At 45.3% G+C, this 16,912-nt stretch carries 11 protein-coding genes and 2 CRISPR repeat arrays (1 of these 13 running past the window's edge); of the genes, 1 reads left to right on the top strand and 10 read right to left on the bottom strand.

The genetic code is table 11. From position 1 onward, the window contains the following. Nucleotides 1-141: 141 nt before the first annotated feature. The 9 genes from FSU_RS09760 to csx2 are packed head-to-tail and all read right to left on the bottom strand — an operon-like array spanning nucleotide 142 to nucleotide 10,410. Complete coding sequence (locus tag FSU_RS09760; protein WP_015732049.1) at nucleotides 142-1,047, bottom strand: bile acid:sodium symporter; 906 nt, start codon at nucleotides 1,045-1,047, stop codon at nucleotides 142-144. A 48-nt stretch (nucleotides 1,048-1,095) separates the two neighbouring features. Then, a complete protein-coding gene (gene csx20 / locus FSU_RS09755; RefSeq protein ID WP_014546246.1) occupies nucleotides 1,096-1,494 on the bottom strand; it encodes a CRISPR-associated protein Csx20 in 399 nt (132 codons plus the stop codon). A gap of 4 nt (nucleotides 1,495-1,498) precedes the next feature. Then, nucleotides 1,499-3,766: a TIGR03986 family type III CRISPR-associated RAMP protein gene (locus tag FSU_RS09750; protein ID WP_014546245.1), complete on the bottom strand. Its 2,268-nt coding sequence runs from the start codon at nucleotides 3,764-3,766 to the stop codon at nucleotides 1,499-1,501. Next, a complete protein-coding gene (locus tag FSU_RS09745) occupies nucleotides 3,766-4,158 on the bottom strand; it encodes a TIGR04423 family type III CRISPR-associated protein (RefSeq protein WP_014546244.1) in 393 nt (130 codons plus the stop codon). Before FSU_RS09745 ends, FSU_RS09750 begins: the two co-directional genes overlap by 1 nt. Continuing rightward, nucleotides 4,158-5,561, bottom strand: coding sequence for an RAMP superfamily CRISPR-associated protein (locus tag FSU_RS09740; protein ID WP_014546243.1), 1,404 nt, complete (start codon nucleotides 5,559-5,561; stop codon nucleotides 4,158-4,160). Before FSU_RS09740 ends, FSU_RS09745 begins: the two co-directional genes overlap by 1 nt. Next, nucleotides 5,561-7,036, bottom strand: a complete 1,476-nt coding sequence (locus tag FSU_RS09735; RefSeq protein ID WP_041260151.1) for a hypothetical protein — start codon at nucleotides 7,034-7,036, stop codon at nucleotides 5,561-5,563. Before FSU_RS09735 ends, FSU_RS09740 begins: the two co-directional genes overlap by 1 nt. A 2-nt stretch (nucleotides 7,037-7,038) precedes the next feature. Then, entirely contained in the window at nucleotides 7,039-7,590 is a 552-nt protein-coding gene (locus FSU_RS09730) for an RAMP superfamily CRISPR-associated protein (protein ID WP_014546242.1), read from the bottom strand. Nucleotides 7,591-7,601: 11 nt separating this feature from the next. Beyond that, nucleotides 7,602-9,119 carry a Cas10/Cmr2 second palm domain-containing protein gene (locus FSU_RS09725; RefSeq protein WP_014546241.1) on the bottom strand — a complete coding sequence of 506 codons (1,518 nt, stop codon included), beginning with the start codon at nucleotides 9,117-9,119 and terminating at the stop codon, nucleotides 7,602-7,604. Then, nucleotides 9,112-10,410, bottom strand: a complete 1,299-nt coding sequence (csx2, locus tag FSU_RS09720) for a TIGR02221 family CRISPR-associated protein (protein ID WP_014546240.1) — start codon at nucleotides 10,408-10,410, stop codon at nucleotides 9,112-9,114. The genes FSU_RS09725 and csx2 overlap by 8 nt, the downstream gene beginning before the upstream one ends. Before the next feature lie 313 nt (nucleotides 10,411-10,723). On the opposite strand from csx2, the gene FSU_RS16325 reads away from it, so the two are divergent. Then, nucleotides 10,724-10,936: a hypothetical protein gene (locus FSU_RS16325; protein WP_155808761.1), complete on the top strand. Its 213-nt coding sequence runs from the start codon at nucleotides 10,724-10,726 to the stop codon at nucleotides 10,934-10,936. Between the two features lie 16 nt (nucleotides 10,937-10,952). Here FSU_RS16325 and FSU_RS09710 read toward each other — a convergent pair whose 3' ends face one another. Next, nucleotides 10,953-11,381, bottom strand: coding sequence for a hypothetical protein (locus FSU_RS09710; RefSeq protein WP_014546239.1), 429 nt, complete (start codon nucleotides 11,379-11,381; stop codon nucleotides 10,953-10,955). Nucleotides 11,382-14,829: 3,448 nt separating this feature from the next. Continuing rightward, a CRISPR array of direct repeats spans nucleotides 14,830-15,241; the repeat unit is 37 nt; unit sequence GTCTTAATCTCTCTTGCGAGAGGAATGCTTTTCAGGG. 1,230 nt (nucleotides 15,242-16,471) lie between these two features. Then, a CRISPR array of direct repeats spans nucleotides 16,472-16,912; the repeat unit is 37 nt; unit sequence GTCTTAATCTCTCTTGCGAGAGGAATGCTTTTCAGGG (it continues 41 nt past the right edge of the window).

Here is a 16,912-nt window from a genome sequence, read left to right as displayed (position 1 = left end):
ATCAAAAATGAAACCAGCTTCGAATACACCATGTGTATAAATATAAAGCGGTCGTAAGCAAAAAGTAAAGAAAAGTTTTAAAATTTTCTTGTATGTGATGATTGACAAACTTTATTTTGTCATGCCCGCGCAGGCGGAGTTCTAATTATCTTTCTTCGGCTTGATTTTCGCGGTCATGTAGCTGAGCACGAGGTTCTGCCATACAACGTAGCAAGTCGGGGCAAGAGCCACCACCGGGCCCGCGTAAAGGCTAGAGACCCAGATGACAAGCGTCGTGTTCTTTTGCCCCATGCTCTGCGAGCCTTCAATCGGACGGCGACCGCGTTCGCAAACCCAGCCAAGCCAAAACTGCAAAAGACAAAGCACAAGCGAAACCGCAGCCATCAGCGGGAGCTTACCGCTATTCCACAAGTCGGCAAAGCCCATCTCGCGAATGTCGAAGCTCGCCTTGGACAAAATAATGAACACCGAGAACGTCCACACGAACATCGTGTACTTCTGGTATTTCGCGGCACGGTCGGCAAGCTCCGGGTAAAAGTTACGGAGCCCAAACGCAAACGCAAGCGGGATGCTGATAATCGGCTGGATCGTATTGAAAATCTTCATCGCGATTTCAGAAAGGTCCGCCTCGGCACCGGTCAAATAGCCAAAGATAATCGGGATGCTAAAGCACGCAATCAGGTTACCGCTAAGGAAAATCTTGAGTGCAAGGGACGCGCTGCCACCAAGCATTTTTGCCATCGCAGGCGCCGCATTCGCGGGCGGGCAAAGAGCAATGATGGCACCGCCCAAAAGCACTTCACGCGGCAAGTGGAAAAGCTCCACAACGCCCCAGAGGGCGGCGATAATCACGAGACTTGCGATAAACGCGCGAGCTTCTATCTTGAACGTGTAACCATGCGTCTGCGGCGGAATTTTCGTCACGAACGTAAGGAACATCATGATGCCGATAGTGAACGGCAAGAGCGGCGACAGAAAGTGCGCCTGAGGAATGAGGATGCCGGCGAGAATAGCGACCGGCATGAGAATAGCGCGTAAGTTACCCATAGTCTTATTTCCGAGACCAAAGGTAGTAAATTCGGTATGGCCGAAGCGTCAACGGGCTCCAAGTTTCGGGAAATCGCGGAAGCGCACATGCCTAAATACATGTGTCATCTGCACGCCATTTTCGCCATGAATTTCAGTAGCCTCGCGCTTTGTCGTTGCATACACTGCACGCAAATCACGCGCCTCGCACCACGCCACAACCGTTATCACAGCGCCCCATTCGCCCTGCACCCACACGACATCGCCTTTTGTTGCCTGAGAAGAAAGCCAGTCAATTACAGGCTGAACATAGCCGCAAACGGAGTCAAGCTCCGGCGGCACGGTCCCCCAGCAACGAGCAATATCGGGAGGCATATCGACAACATCACCAACGCCGAGCGATGCAATCGCATCTGCTCGTTGGTCATCGGTAACGGAATGGTTTGTTACGTTGAAAAGACGGGGCATGGGATTAAAGCCCCTGACACTTATAATCAGAACCAAACCATTTTTTGACTTCAGCTATAGCTGCATCCTTTGCAACATCCTTGTTTTTACTCCCCCACTTCTTTTCTGGGCGAGCAAACATACGTGCGACAAAATTTTCAATGCATTGTCTTGCTTCATCGGAAAGATGGTCAAGGACATCAGGCGTAATCGGCAACAGGTCAAGCTTCTTGAAGCTAGCCTCGAGCCTATTTTTCCCATCCTTGAAAGTCGTTAGCGTGTTCAAGAACGAAAGATCCATATTAGCCTTTTTCGCAGCCTTCTTCTGCTCTTCTTCGCGACGTTCCTGTTCAACAGCGGCACGCTCCGCAGCATATTCAGCCTCCTTGGCAAGGCTTTCCTGAATACGCATTTCCATATCCGCAAGAATTTTTTCTTTTTCATCGCTAGGCATATTCACGATGGAATTCGGTTTGGCCATCTGCCAATTGTTCCACTTTTTCAGTGAAGCAATTTTCGTGAAGCGATCTAGATTTTCGCAACGAGCAGGTTGTTTGTTAAACTCATTTACTCCACCATTATCGAGTTTCATATACTCAAAAGTACTATTCGCCTCTGTCGGTATCGGCGTCGCCATAGCACAGAGTTCCTTAATATCAGCATCATCAACCCAAGCGGATCCCAGAAAATCATCCATGGCGTTTTCAAATTCGCCCATATACTTGAGACAATCTTTTTCGCGATCACCTTCGACAACCAACTCCTCAATTTCAAACGACGTTGCACCCCAGCCAAAAGGTTTTCCTTGACCAATGGAATGTAGGCACGTCGCATTGTTATGGAATGTCAAAGCAGAAAGCAAAGCTCCCAATTCAATATGTTTAAGATTATGGAATGTAATGGTTTCTTCGAATATGGCACCGGCATTTAGTACATTCGCCATAGACTTCATGTTGTCAGTTCCGACAGAATCCGCAACACCGTATTCACCGGTTCTTACAACATAGCGTTTACGACCTGCAATTGAATTTGCATCATCCCAGCTTCCGTCACTCGCATAAAGCGGATAATACGACGCCCTCGGATTAGCAAGCACAAACTCAGTATCCTTTTTACAACCCGTTGTAACCTTGCTAAAGGCATGGCCGAACTGAACACGACCTTTTAACGAGGGCTTATCCTTTTCTTTTGCGATATAGCCAAAAATACTCTCGGCTAAATCGTGATTATTAGAATTATGGGCAGAAGGAATCCAATCTGCAGGGGATTTTGTAAATGGTTGCTTATACATATAGGCGAGACCACAATCCACAAGTTTCGCTCTATCACCAAAACCTTCTTCTCTAAAGAAGACGGGAATGCCCTTGGTCTCTAAATTCTTTGCATGGTAAGCCCATTCAGGATTATCCTTGTAAATGTAAGCGAGATCCTTGAACATCTCTTCAGAAATTGGGTAGTTCTTTTCGGGCTTGTCCTGAAAAACGAACTCATAAAATTTACCGTCACCCTGTTTGCGATCGATAAAACCAGAAACATCCGGTTGTCCTGTCAAGACTATACTCCCCACCATTTCGCCATTCTCATCTATGCGAACTTTCCGCTTATCAGGCTTACCTTCTTTAGGCGGAATCGTTGCAAAATGTATACCATCTCGAGTCTTTTTCAAGTCATCAAAAAAACGGTATTTAAACATTGCCGATTTTGGGTCTTCTTCAAAATGTCCCCGTTTCTGAGCATCCTTTTGCGCAGTATTCAAATCAGTTGATTTCTTATTCGCATTCGAGAAGTTTTGTTCAAACAGGTTTTTTCCAAGATACTTGTCCAAATCCTTGAAACTGATACGCCATGGTTTGCCACAGCTTTGAACACAGTATGTTCCATCGGATTTTCTTCTGAGCCAGCCGCACCTTAATTTCAAAAGTGAGCCCTTTATCTGGTACAGTTCTTTGTAATCCCATTCGCGATGTGCAAACTTGTGCGTCTCCTGCGTACTCATCTTGCCGAAGCTCATAATTTCAAGCACGCTGCGTACAGCCCCCTTAATGGAGGTTCCCGGAATGTAGTACTTGCCATCGACATTGGAGAACTGCTTATAAGCATCTGATATTTCGTCGGCATCGCCTTGAGTATGGCCATTGCGAACAAAGATGGGCGACTTTGCCGTAATTTTCACCTTAATGCTGCCGCTTACACCGTCTTCAAAAGGAATATCGTGCGATATATAACTAGCCCATTCCGGGAAATAAACCTTGTCAGAGACAGGAACAAAATTAAAAGGAGCTTTCACCGTCATTATTCGCCCACCTTTTTAAAGCCTGCAAAAACAATCTCAGCAGGAGTTAATGTTTCAAAACCATTGCACAACTTATCAGGAGTTTTTTTCCAAAACTGTTTCAGCTTAAGCTCAGGAATACCCTCCATACGGTTCGGCAAAACAGATATTTCAGTAACATCATCGAACTTATTGAATAAATTATACTCCTGAATAAGATGACGGCCATCCACATACTTGATCATATAGGAGTCCTGCGTCTGAGCGTCATAAAGCATCGCCTCCAGAACAAAGGGATTCGCAGAATCATCTAGCACGAGATTGCAAGCGCAACCATTAAAGACCTGCGGCTTGTCCGCATCGCTTTTCCAGATATAGCCTTGGCACTGTTCAATATTTATCGTCCTATTCATTACAATACCTCGCCATTTTTTAAAACTTTGCCTTCAAAAACACCATGACCGCGATTGACGCCGCCACCCAAAGGAAGCATACCCTTGGCAATATCCTTGAGAGCATCTTCAAAAGCACCGAGTACATCTGCATCAACCTCTCCAGGTTCCAGCAGGAACTTCAATGTATACGTTTCAGAAGGTTCCTTCGACCAGACTTTTTCAGAGAAAAGCGCTCCTGCAACGGCACCGCCCGTAAAGCGGTCTACAGAAACATGGTTCAGAATCTTGGTACTAGACTTTTTCTGAATCACATCCGAAAGAAGAACTCGACCGCGGCAAGAATTATCCTTGTCCTGAGAACCGAACAAAGTCTGCACCGCCTTGTTTTTGCAGCCGGTGTTTTCCTTGATCAAATCAGCGATATCCCTATTTGCAGCCTCAGCAGCTTCTTTCAGTTTTTCAAGTGTCACACCCACGCGCTTGTTATAGCGGTAAGCCACACGATGAGAAATGGCTCCTTTTACAGAACTTCCAGGAATCAGCAACAAGTTCGGCGTAAAGACGGGCTTACCATCATTCCACTCTATCTGAGAAGCACGAACGGCACATATATCGGCATCGTTATCGCCAGAACCCGCTGCGAACAAGAAAAAGTCACGTGGAGTAAGTTCCAGCTCGTAACGAGTCCAGCCCTCCGTATTCAAATCCTGAACGCGTTCTTTCGGAAGATCTTTCCAGAAATCAGTCGGATCAGAAAGGTCAGATGACTTGCCGATATATTTCTCCAAATCTTCACCGTTCGTCAGATCCAGAGCCGCCTTTTTAAGTTCAACAATTTTAACCTTGCCAAAGCCCGAACGAGAACCTGCTCCTATACGGAATTCCGAATGCATCATCTGTTCCAGCAGTGAATCAAAATACTGTGCATCATTAGACTCACCCACTAGCTCAATCTCAAAGCAAAAACGAGAACCCTTGAACACAATCTCTTCGTCAAATTTTCCTGTCTTTTCGGCAGCACCATGGTGCGAAATACGGACATGATCGCGAATGGGCAACTTGGCAAAACGGCTAAAGAAAGCATCCGTATCGAAATTGATATTTTGAATGCCATCAACAACGCCACTAGGGCCAACCAAACGACCATCCGTAAATACAACACGAGAGCCCTGACCATCGTCAGACTTTTGATAACCGAAAACTCGTTCCAATTCTTTGACATCCAACTTCGATGCAAACGCATGGCGAAGGCATCCCGCCACAGACGACGCCGGAATATACGGAAGTCCATTTACATCTTTTTGTACAAGGGAATCCGTTAGGGAGTCTTTATCTCCACTCCCGATAACCACCGGAGTTTCAGCCTGCAAAACAACACGAGCCAAGTAACGGACGTTATTACTTCTAGCAAAACTTTCCATTATACACCTCCCTGAATCTTTTTAGCCATCTCGGCCGCCAAATTGACAACAAGCGACTTGAATTCCACATCGGAGAAGCCTTCCTGCTTTGCCGTACTTTCAAGGAAATCCTTCAAACGTGCCTTGCGCGAATTTTCATTCCACTTCTCAGCAGCAACACCATGCTCCAGGTAAGCTTTTTCGGAATTGAACAACTCGCCCATAATCTCGGTGCGGCTATTAAGTCGTGACGCGATACTGCGGATAGTACCCCATTGGCTTGCAAACGATTCTTCGCCACACCAGTAAATTGATTCATCTGACACAAACTTGTTCACACAAGCATAAATGCGAGACAGACCGTTAAACTTCCGTTGTTCGTGTTTTAGATAATTCAATAGAACACTGTCGCAGGCAGGTCGCTTAGCACTCAAAGACGAATTTTGAGCATCTGGTTCCGAGGCTTTTTCATAAGCATAACTTGCAGCACCCTGCCCATCGTAACTCAAGAATTTCGGATTGTAAATTACCTTTCCGAAACCTTCGTTTTTGAATTCTCCTACATAACATGATGTGCCTGAAAAATCTTTCACTTCGCTCACCACAAATACAGAACCCTTCTCGATACCGCAGCGGTCCATATCTCTAGACTGGCGCTTGAAATTCCACGGAGAATACTGGAATGTGCGCACCTGCGATTTTTCCCACACAATTTCTCCACCAGGGCAACCCAACTGTTCTGCCGTTGGCGTAAATGTGGGCATTCCGTATTCATCAAAAAAGATAAGACGGGCATCCGCATATACAATTACGTAATCATCGTTGCGCTTTTCCACAACGGGTTCAGCATAGTCAACCGTTTCAATTTCAACAAGGCCATACTGAGCAGTCTTGGAACGGCCCACGCGTTTTTTCCCAACAAGCAATGAGCTAACAAGTTCTTTGACATCTGTGGTCAAGGAATCATCTACTTCCACCTCAAAAAACAGTTCCAAGCCTTTCCGCAAAGACTCGTAGCCATACATCTGGCTATCCTTGGAACGGAACTTTTCCCTGTCGTGTGCAGATTTTATCGCAAAGAATTTTTCAGGAACGACATCCGTAAACGAGCTCTTAGAATCGTTAAATGCCAAGAATCCGTTACGGCACTGTTTCAGTTGCTTTTTCTTGAGGTCATCGCTAGCAAGGTTAGGGATACCATGATGGACATAGCATTCCTCCTTATAGCTGCCAAGCTTTGGATAAAAGAAACAAGACGGTACACGTAATGAGCGCACGCCATTCAAGGCCGGATGCGCATCGCCAAAACGAACTTTTCCGCTATGCAAAATATCCAAAGCAAGGTCACGATGTTCCGCATAGACATTCCCTGCCACAATTCCAAGGAAGTTGTTTCCAGGAATAAAGTCAAGTGTTGACTGGTTGCCCTCAGTAGCAGCGTGCTGGTTGAGGATTACATCGGTCAGCAAGGTGCATTTAAATTTCAAAGTAGACATTATTAGCAACCCTCGCATTTAAAAGTGCAACGACCAAGGCCACGATTTCTCCAGGAGCCCAATCGTTTGATAAGCCCCATACTCTTTTTCAAGACTTCAACAAAGTCCTCGGGGATATCAAGAATTTTACCCTGCAATTTGCATGGGACAACAACTTCAATACGACGAAGGCTATGGTCCTTTGCGACACCATTTTCGCCAATCGCCGTAGCCGAAAGTCTCTTGTACAGGAACGGCTGCAATTTGTCGCTCTTTATAGCTTTAGCCTCGTCATCACTTAAAGCGGCATTGCCAAAAAAGGCAACCCCTCGTGAAAACTTTTCTTTTGAATCAAACGAACCGAAAACCGCATCAATGCGTTCAGCAGAAACTTCTTGCGTCAATGCGGCATAATCTTCAACGGCCTCACGCAAAAGGCCCTTAATAGTCTTGCCAGGAACAAAAGGCAAGCCATCGTCATCCTTGACAACCAAAGTATCCACATCGGCACCTGCCGAAAGTCCGGAGCCACAATGCCAGCCCGAAAAAAACTGTATCGTATAATTGATATTCACGTCAATACTCCTTATTTTGCGGATCTAGTTTCCTGAAAGCGGACCGAATGTAACGACAAGACATCGTATGCAGGGGAATACTTCTTGCCATTGCGTAGTACTTCGTTCTGCACCAATTCTTCTGCAATAGAACGCAAGTCACTCTTTTCCAAAATGCTCACGATGCGCTCCGCCTTCTGTTTTGCCATACCAGCATCTTGAGATTGTAGCGTAAGCCACTGACGGACATTTGATTTTAACGCATTACCATCTTCGCCATCCAGCAAGTCGCACACTTCCATCAGCTTATCCACAGTCCAGCGATACGGAGTTTCAGCGAGATAATATGGGCCAAATACATACAAACAACCCGACGCAGTCAGCTCTTTATCAACAATTTTGTCAAAACTTTCGACAAAGCTACTCTGTACCTTGTGGAACATCAAACAAGAAGGAGCCAAATAGCGCGGGTTTTCCGGTTTCTTGGCATCTTTTTTCGCCATGGAACAAAGAGATTCCGCAAGATCGTAGGCATAGTAGAACGGGTAAGAAGACTTGACAAACGCAATGCCTGCGCAAGCCGTTAGCTTGTTTCCGTTTTCGAATACGGCATTCTTTTTGAGCAGTTCTGCTATGACGCCTTCGCCAGTACGTTTCTCGAAAGATTCCAAAAACTTTTGTACGTACTCAACAGCAAAATCAGCACGGCAAATCACAGTAAAGTCGTCGCCACCGAGCACCACCGGGCGAATCGGTATCAATTTTGACTCGTCCTTCACATCGAAATACTTACGTTCAACAAGCGCATTGAACGCATCGACCGCAGCGCCGACAGTCGCTTCGTCCAGCGCTTTGGAAAACGCCTTGAACTCGTCCGTTTTCTTGCCGACTTTCTGCACGACCTGACCGAGACCATTTCCATCAGCATGAATTACAGCAATCCAATCGTTCTTGCCGGTAATCTGGTCTATTTCAAATGCAACCTGCTTAGTGAGAACATCAAAACCAAATGCTTTTTTAGAAAGAGCCTGCGTCTCTGATGCATCACGCTTTTTTTGAGTCGCCTTGTCAAGGAACTCGTCTTGCCCATTTTTGTCCTTACGAACTTCAACAGCCGGGAAACCCGTAGAACGTGAACGGAGAACGCCCGTAAATCCCAAATTGATAGGACGCATCTGCCTGTTGCGCTGAACTCTGAGCGAGGCTTCCAATTTATCGATAGCGGCTGCAATATCCGCATCATCTTCAACAGGAACAACCGCCTGGCTAATCGTTATACCGGGGGCATTCTCTACAACCTTCTTGGGGAACTTGAGCACAGCCTTTTTACAAGCATCTTCGCTTTCGAACAAATACTTGATATTACCCGCTGCTCGCAGTATAGACTTGGGGTCGTTCGCTCCGCCATTTGATTCTGCAAACTCGTCAAAATCGGTGGTACAAATTCTTTCCACCAGTTCACTGGCACCGACAATATCCCGCAGCTTATTCGTCTGAAAAATAAAGCCTTGGATGCCTTGCACTGCGGCACCGTACAAAAACTTAGCCATTGTCGTCTCCTATCTTTTCTACAATTCTATTCAATGTTGCCATCGCTCTATCAAACTTCTCATTTAAATCTTTTGGAGCCCCCTTGCGGTGAACCCCAGTCCAGCCATGATTAAACCCGTTGCGAATTTTTTTTGACTGTTTCAGCAAATCCGAAATTTCATCTTGAGTCGTATATTTTTCAAAGAGGGTATTGTAAGCCTCATCCAACGAGGCTTTAAGCATTGCGATTGTTTCGTTTTCAGCCTCAAAATCAGCAGGGTGCTGCAACATATTCAAAAAAACCGCAGCATGAGATCGAGCCGAGCTATCTTTTTCCCGCGAAGTAAACCTAAACTCGCTCCCGCGCTTCATTAAAAATACTCCCAATGAGCCCAGCCACTCATTCATTGCGGTAAAAGCCTGCATGTACAAATTGTATTCTGCAAACATCTTAATGAGGCGAAGCTGAAGCTTCAGATAATCCAACGAATAGGAGCCATCAAGAGGCGGTTCACTTACTAACGGTTGGAACTGATCTATAATCATTTGAAGGACTTGTCCCTCAAGTTTTCCGCTTGATTGCTTTTGGAACTTGCAAATCAGATCCAGAGACTTTCGCGCCTTACTTTCAATATTCTGCAATTCAACATTACGAAATGCTTTAGTCAAATCATCAATACTATTCAACAGATCCTGATTATTAAGCCCAGCAAAGCTACCATTAGACTCGCTCTCTGCCGTTTTTCTCAAGAAAGAGGCATCCGCCGTATCAACCAAACGTCCCACACCTTCGGTCCAGTCGCTTATGGTGTAAAAATCCTTCAAATTAACGATAGGTTTAGCATCCACTTTCATTTCAAACGCGCCATACAGAACCGACTCAAGGTGAACATTTTTCACCCTTTTCAGATATGCAACTGCAGCCGAGAATACGACAGGCACCATCCTGAAGCCGTGAGTAACATCCAAAACAAGTGTGTCCCCTTTCTCAAATTTGCTTTGAAGCGATTCAAACCAATTCCAAGTCAAGGACAAATCAGAAACATCCACAGAGATCAATTCCGTCTCAATTTTTTCAGGTTCTACGCCCAATTCTTTCAGATCTTCCAAAAGAGCTTGCTCGTTTTTTTCCCGCGATTCTTTGGTTACAAAAATGACTATTTTGTCAAGATCAGTCTTGGGATACAATTCGACAATCGCCTTTTGCACAAAACGCGTTTCGGAAGCACAGCCTTCACCACGCCAAGATTTATAGACGGCTAATTTATAATCAGTCAATCCCAAAAAGCTCACAAATATTTTTCGACTCATAGCATTTCCTTCTTTTCTCGTAATATACCCTATTTTAGCAAAAGTTTACAGAAAAAAAGACTTTGCGTGGAAAAAGTATTTGAAAATGGCCAAGCTGAGCTAAGCCACATTTTGACAAACTGCTGATTAATCACTTTTCTTTGAAAGAATTAAGCCTTTTCCGGCACTCCGACATGGGAAAATGCGGGGCCTTGCCGGCCTACCGACGAAAAAGATATATTGTCTGGAAATAGACTCGGTTCTTCAGGGGATCTATAGGCTACTACGGATTTCTAAAACGTCAAACAAGTTCCTTACGGAGGTTGCTACGAGTATGATTGATAAAGACGAACACAATGCGTGTCTGTACACCGCTATCCGGATTAGCAAAGAGGAAGGTATAGCCGAAGGCATGGCGAAAGGTGAAGCAAAGGGCAGAGCAGAAACGAAACGGAAATTTGCAGCACGAGACAAGAAGATCGCAAAATTTCTGCAAGCTCATGGAGTGTCAGCAAAACTGATGACTGCGGCATTCGCTATTAAATAAGCTACACGCCCGAACGTCACCGTTCCGTGTCAACAATCTCCACTTCAACGAATTCAGCTTTTTGGATTTTTTCCTTGAAGCTTTTCGGCTCCTCATCACAACTGAACTGCGCCGCAGATTCAGCCTGTTGACGCAAGGCCTCGTTTATAGAATCGTACAGCCAGGCATTCTTCTTGGTTCTGGTAAATACATTGGATTCCTGGTACTTCTTTGCGTTCGGCTTAGGACCTTTAAAAGTCCTTCCGTATCTACGCAGCAACTTATCAAACTCAGGACGATAACCGAACTTGCCATCGGCAATCGCATCAAGCGTATTGTCGTATCCTTTAGTGCCTTCTTCAAATTCTTTATCAGGCACTTCACAATCTGATATTAGCACAGAAACTGCATCGGCATCTCCGATTATATCAATAATAAATTTCTTAATCTTACCAAGTATACTCATTGAGCGATCCTCCTCGTTTAACGTTTTGTCTGCATCAAGCACATCTATACATCTGCTTTTGCGCGACAAACGTCAACAAAAAAACGGCCCCGATTTTCACCGGAGCCGCCTTCAACAACGGAGGTAATATGTTCAATCAAACGGTAATGAGCATCTGACATAACATATATCGACAAAGACAACAAAAATGTCAACCTGTTTTTTGAAAAAAAAACGCAAGGGAGTCATCTCTCTTTTGAGAGAAGCGCTTTTTAGCGGGATTATACCTGGTTCAAGATCATTGATGAAGAAACAGCGTCTTAATCTCTCGTTAATGAGGAGTCTTACAAGTGTTCAAGGCGAATGCCGCGACCGTGCTTGCACGGGCATGGCTGAGCCGCACACTTGCTGTGCCGTAGGCCAGCACTGCGACGTAAGGCGAGCGCAGCGGAAATGCTTGCATTTCCATTGCCGAGCCTAGGAGCAGACAATCGAAGATTGTCATCTCTCTTGCGAGAGTAATGCTTTTCAGGGTTATGGAAATTGACGTTCGACCCCAAATTCTTGAGTCTTAATCTCTCTTGCGAGAGTAATGCTTTTCAGGGGATGACTTCTATTGCGGAATTAGGTTCGGAACTGATCACGTCTTAATCTCTCTTGCGAGAGTAATGCCTTTCAGGGAGTCATTCCCTGTAGAAAATAAGGCAGCAGAAATTATGTCTTAATCTCTCTTGCGAGAATTTCCAAGTCTTACTGCGACAGAGGCGAGCGAAGCGGGACCGCTTGCGGGACCATTTCCGAGCCGACAAGCAGGCAACCGTTAGGTTGCAATCTCTCTTGCGAGAGGAATGCGTTTCAGGGGAAGAAGGTTGAAGAAAACAATAACAAGTTCACTCTGTCTTAATCTCTCTTGCGAGAGGTCTTTTATCTTCAGAGAAACATGGCGTTCCCGGCATAGGACCGGGATGACATTGTGAGGTATATTCCGCTTTTCTTTAGTCTTACTGCGACAGAGGCGAGCGAAGCGGGACCGCTTGCGGGACCATTTCCGAGCCGACAAGCAGGCAACCGCCAGGTTGCAATCTCTCTTGCGAGAGGAATGCTTTTCAGGGGAAAATAAACAATGACTTTCCACGGAAAGATAGGGGAAGTCTTAATCTCTCTTGCGAGAGGAATGCTTTTCAGGGTGAAGACAAACTTGGTGATGCACGTGGGGCATTCGTCGTCTTAATCTCTCTTGCGAGAGGAATGCTTTTCAGGGAGTACCCCTCTGGAACCCGCATAAATAAAGGGTTCCAGGCGGCCGTTGGCAACAACTGCACACAAAAGCACTTAATAGAATTTTAATTTTTCTTTACAAAACCCTAAAAAGCACCCAAAATTGGCGTTTTTAGCTCAATTTCGGCATGGTAACACGAATGTTGTCTGTAACAAATGTCAAGTTGCCACCCGGACTTGCAGACCGGACACCTTAAATTTACACTTTTTTGAGTGAAAACGGGAAATTTTAGGCTCCGCATCCCCAATTGACAACAAAAAAAATGGCCCGGTTTTTGACACCGGGTTTTAATGCTTTAGTTTGAAATATCATTCGTTGTTTAGCAGTGTTTTGCAAGGATTTCGATTTCGGTTTCATCAACAGATGCGACAATCGGTCTCATTGAGGTATCCTCCGTTAAGGTTTGACAGTACAACATTGCACCCTTCTGTCTTTTTATCGGTTTTCAGAATGGATGCGTCAACTCAAAAGATGAAATTTTCGGGGGAGTCGGGATATCGCCCCATGGAATAGTCCAAATGCTTTGCTGAACAGTTTTCATATTTTACCTCTTTTTTCCGAACGCCCCATGCGCCCGACAACCATTATATCTCTTTGATTTAGAAGAACGTCAACCACATAAAAAAAACGGCCCCGATTTTTACCGGGACCGCCAACCTAACCTAAGGAGTAAATATGTTATGCCGAACGTAACGAGCGTCTGACATAACATATATCGACAAAGACAACAATAGTGTCAACCAGATTTTTGAAAAAAAGTGCAAGAGAGCGAACGCTTTTCAGGGTTTCGGACGACTACATCGAATGGCTTCAGGATCTTCGGTCATAATCTCTCTTGCGAGAGCTCCAAGTCTTACTGCGACAGAGGCGAGTGTCGCGACCGTGCTTGCACGGGCATGACCGAGCCGACAAGCAGGCAGCCGCCAGGTTGCAATCTCTCTTGCGAGAGGAATGCTTTTCAGGGGAATTCACTAGACGACGCCGTAAGGAAATTAGAAAGGTCTTAATCTCTCTTGCGAGAGGAATGCTTTTCAGGGAAAACTACACTTCCTCCAGACTTTGACAAATATAACTGTCTTAATCTCTCTTGCGAGAGGAATGCTTTTCAGGGAGTACCCCTCTGGAACCCGCATAAATAAAGGGTTCCAGGCGGCCGCTGGTAACAACTGCACACAAAAGCACTTAATAGAATTTTAATTTTTCTTTACAAAACCCTAAAAAGCACCCGAAATTGGCGTTTTTAGCTCAATTTAGGCATGGTAACACAAATGTTGTCTGTAACAAATGTCAAGTTGCGACCCGGCCATGCAGACCGGACTCCTTAAATTTACACTTTTTTGAGTGAAAACGGGAAATTTTAGGCTCCGCATCCCCAATTGACAACAAAAAAGGCCCGGTTTTTGACACCGGGGTTTAAAGCTTTAGTTTGAAATTTTATTCGTTGATCAGCAGTGTTTTGCAAGGATTTCGATTTCGGTTTCATCAACAGATGCGATAATCGGTCTCATTGAGGTATCCTCCGTTAAGGTTTGGCAGTGCAACATTGCACCCTTCTGTCTTTTCGTTTTTAAAATGGAAGCGTTGACTCAAAAAATGAAATTTTCGGGGGAGTCGGGATGTCGCCCCACGGAATAGTCCAAATGCTTTGCTGAACAGTTTTCATATTTTACCTCTTTTTTCTCGAACGCCCCATGCGCCCGACAACCATTATATCTCTCTGATATAGAAGAACATCAACCACATAAAATAAAAAAACGGCCCCGATTTTCACCGGAGCCGCCAACCACAGGAGGTACATATGTTCAGCCAGACGGTAATGAGCGCCTGACATGAATTATATCGACAAAGACAACAAAAGTGTCAACCAGATTTTTGAAAAAAAACTCTCTTGCGAGAGTATGGATTCTATCGCCTTCGGCTCCAGAATGACATCTTGGTCTTACTGCGACAGAGGCGAGCGAAGCGGGACCGCTTGCGGGACCATTTCCGAGCCGACAAGCAGGCAACCGCCAGGTTGCAATCTCTCTTGCGAGAGTAATGCTTTTCAGGGTTTCAAGCAGCGTCCGTCTAACCAAACTTCTCAGGAGTCTTAATCTCTCTTGCGAGAGCTCCAAGTCTTACTGCGACAGAGGCGAGTGAAGCGGGACCGCTTGCGGGACCATTTCCGAGCCGACAAGCAGGCAACCGCCAGGTTGCCATCTCTCTTGCGAGAGGAATGCTTTTCAGGGTACGAATTCTCTTGTAGAGTATGACTCGCAAGCTGAAGGTCTTAATCTCTCTTGCGAGAGGAATGCTTTTCAGGGTACGAATTCTCTTGTAGAGTATGACTCGCAAGCTGAGGGTCTTAATCTCTCTTGCGAGAGGAATGCTTTTCAGGGTATTGGGATCAGTTACCTCTTATAGCTAAATTCTTTGAGTCTTAATCTCTCTTGCGAGAGGAATGCTTTTCAGGGCCGTATTTTCCTTCTTCTTTGCACCAAGAAGAGTATACGGTCTTAATCTCTCTTGCGAGAGGAATGCTTTTCAGGGACGAGATGGATAAGATTAACCATCAAATTGATCTCAGTCTTAATCTCTCTTGCGAGAGGAATGCTTTTCAGGGAGTACCCCTCTGGAACCTGCATAAATAAAGGGTTCCAGGCGGCCGTTGGTAACAACTGCACGCAAAAGCACTTAATAGAATTTTAATTTTTCTTTACAAAACCCTAAAAAGCACCCAAAATTGGCGTTTTTAGCTCAATTTCGGCATGGTAACACGAATGTTGTCTGTAACAAATGTCAAGTTGCGACCCGGCCATGCAGACCGGACACCTTAAATTTACACTTTTTTGAGTGAAAATGGAGAATTTTAGGCTCCGCATCCCCAATTGACAACAAAAAGGCCCGGTTTTTGACACCGGGGTTTAAAGCTTTAGTTTGAAATTTTATTCGTTGATTAGCAGTGTTTTGCAAGGATTTCGATTTCGGTTTCATCAACAGATGCGACAATCGGTCTCATTGAGGTATCCTCCGTTAAGGTTTGACAGTACAACATTGCCCCCTTCTGTCTTTTTATCGGTTTTCAGAATGGATGCGTCAACTCAAAAGATGAAATTTTCGGGGGAGTCGGGATATCGCCCCACGGGATAGTCCAAATGCTTTGCTGAATAGTTTTCATATTTTACCTCTTTTTTCCGAACGCCCCATGCGCCCGACAACCATTATATCACTTTGATATAGAAGAACGTCAACCACATAAAATAAAAAACGGCCCCGATTTTTACCGGGACCGCCAACCTCAGGAGTAAAATGTTATGCCGAACGTAACGAGCGTCTGACATAACATATATCGACAAAGACAACAATAGTGTCAACCTGTTTTTTTTGAAAAAAGATCTCTCTTGCGAGAGGAATGCTTTTCAGGGGATATGAGATGGATTAAAAGTCTCTACAGACGTAAGTCTTAATCTCTCTTGCGAGAGTTAAAGTGTCTTACAAATGGATAAGGTGAGCGTCGCGACGGAATGCTTGCATTCCGGCATGACCGAACCGACCATTTGGCAGCGTAGCTGCAATCTCTCTTGCGAGAGCTCCTAGTCTTACTGCGACTGAGGCGTGCGTCGCGAACACGCTTGCGTGGGCATGACCGAGCCGACAAGCAGGCAGCCGTAGGCTGCAATCTCTCTTGCGAGAGGAATGCTTTTCAGGGGCAAATAATTATGAGTACCGTATGCCCAGGTGAAATTTCAGTCTTAAGCTCTCTTGCGAGAGTTCCAGGTCTTACTGCGACAGAGGCGAGCGAAGCGGGACCGCTTGCGGGACCATTTCCGAGCCGACAAGCAGGCAGCCGCTAGGCTGCCATCTCTCTTGCGAGAGTAATGCTTTTCAGGGACATAGTGGTGGATTCGCTTACGGCTACTTTACATCTGGGTCTTAATCTCTCTTGCGAGAGGAATGCTTTTCAGGGTGACGATTTTCTCAATGAGAAGATCCGCATGTGGGGAGTCTTAATCTCTCTTGCGAGAGGAATGCTTTTCAGGGGGAAAGAATTCCTTCTTAAAGGATCTGAAGGAGTTAGTCTTAATCTCTCTTGCGAGAGGAATGCTTTTCAGGGTTGCATTTGTAAAGAATGTTAACTTTAAATCAAGTGCGTCTTAATCTCTCTTGCGAGAGGAATGCTTTTCAGGGCGAAAGTCTCTTCTATGAAAATGGAATCAGACTCAAGTCTTAATCTCTCTTGCGAGAGGAATGCTTTTCAGGGGGAACCTCGGCCCGATGACAGCTCTGGCTCGTA

The sequence above is a fragment of the Fibrobacter succinogenes subsp. succinogenes S85 genome (assembly GCF_000146505.1).
Taxonomy (GTDB): Bacteria; Fibrobacterota; Fibrobacteria; order Fibrobacterales; family Fibrobacteraceae; genus Fibrobacter; species Fibrobacter succinogenes.
This window is presented reverse-complemented; position numbering and strand designations above follow the sequence as displayed.